Here is a 778-nt window from a genome sequence, read left to right as displayed (position 1 = left end):
TCCAGTTACGGAAAGTACCGAAGTTTCCCACGTTGTTTTTCGCCTGGAACGCAATGTACAATCCGTAAATACCGTGATATAAGAGAGGCAGAAAAATAAAGAAAATTTCAAGTACAAGCAAAAACGGTAAACCCCAAAGCCATTCGACTTTTTCCACAAACGCATCTGCCCCTCGTGTGGCGTAGTAGTTGGTGAATAAATGCTCAACTAAAAAAAAGCCCACCGGTATTACGCCCAACAACGAGTGAATCCGACGGTTGAAAAAGCTGCGTTGTGTGCTCATCATTTGCCTCCAATCTAGGACATAATCGCGATCAGTGAATGAATTGAAAAGTCTATCAATAATTTTTAAGAAAATAGAAAAGGGTTTCAACTCGCTATATATTTTACTCCCATATCGTTTCCGCCGTCAAGGAACGGTCAAATTTTATCCCCCGTTCAAAAACCGGTGAATCTGCGGACCGAACCGGTTGAACTCGACAAGGAAAGCATCATGCCCGTAATCGGAAGAAAACTCATGATAAACCGACTTGACCCCTTTTTTCAGACAAATTTGGTGGAAATCGCGCTGTTGCCAGACGGGAAAATAAATGTCTTCCTCAATTCCGATGGTCAAAACTTCGGCATGAATCTTCCTGACCGCTTCTTCCACACCGCCCCGTCCGCGTCCCAAATCATGATGATCCATGGCATCGAGAAACCTGAGATACGTATTGGCATCAAACCGGTTGACCAGCTTGCGGCCTTGATAATGCAAATAACTGTCCACCATTTCCCG

At 44.2% G+C, this 778-nt stretch carries 1 protein-coding gene and 1 pseudogene; both read right to left on the bottom strand.

What is annotated here, in order from left to right; all coding sequences use genetic code 11:
• Positions 1-283, bottom strand: a 283-nt coding sequence (locus H1R82_RS14310) for a succinate dehydrogenase/fumarate reductase transmembrane subunit (RefSeq protein WP_508613972.1), incomplete at its 3' end; no start/stop codon positions are given.
• 144 nt (positions 284-427) lie between these two features.
• Positions 428-778: pseudogene (metX, locus tag H1R82_RS14305) on the bottom strand (homoserine O-acetyltransferase); the annotation flags it as partial.

Origin of the sequence: Thermoactinomyces intermedius (assembly GCF_013912365.1) — a bacterium.
In the GTDB taxonomy this organism is placed as follows: domain Bacteria; phylum Bacillota; class Bacilli; order Thermoactinomycetales; family Thermoactinomycetaceae; genus Thermoactinomyces; species Thermoactinomyces intermedius.
This window is presented reverse-complemented; position numbering and strand designations above follow the sequence as displayed.